Genomic DNA, 400 nt, shown 5'->3' with positions numbered 1-400 from the left:
GCCGTGGAGAACGACGTGGACATCACCGACAGCGGCACTAACTTCACCGTGACCGTGCCGGCCCCGACCATCACCTCGCTCACACCTGACGCAGGCCCGGTGGGCACGGAGGTGACCGTGGCGGGGACCAACTTCGCCAACACGCAAAGCGTCACCTTCAACGGGGTGGCCGCCATCGACTTTATCGTCGCGCCAGATGGCAACTCACTGGTGGTGATCGTTCCAGCCGGGGCCACCACAGGCCCACTTGTAGTCACCACGCCAGGGGGAACAGCGCAGGCAAACTTCACTGTCACTGGCCCTGCGCCTGTGATTTCGACTGTCACCCCGACAAGGGCACCGGTGGGCACCGAGGTGACCGTTACAGGATCTAACTTCTCGACGGCGGCCAACAACGGGA

The 400-nt window shown here is 63.8% G+C and carries 1 protein-coding gene; it reads left to right on the top strand.

Annotated elements, in window-relative coordinates; translation table 11 throughout:
• Positions 1-400, top strand: a 400-nt coding sequence (locus A8O23_RS21960; protein ID WP_192849063.1) for an IPT/TIG domain-containing protein, incomplete at both ends; no start/stop codon positions are given.

Origin of the sequence: Rufibacter roseus, from assembly GCF_001647285.1 — a bacterium.
Taxonomy (GTDB): Bacteria; Bacteroidota; Bacteroidia; order Cytophagales; family Hymenobacteraceae; genus Nibribacter; species Nibribacter roseus.
This window is presented reverse-complemented; position numbering and strand designations above follow the sequence as displayed.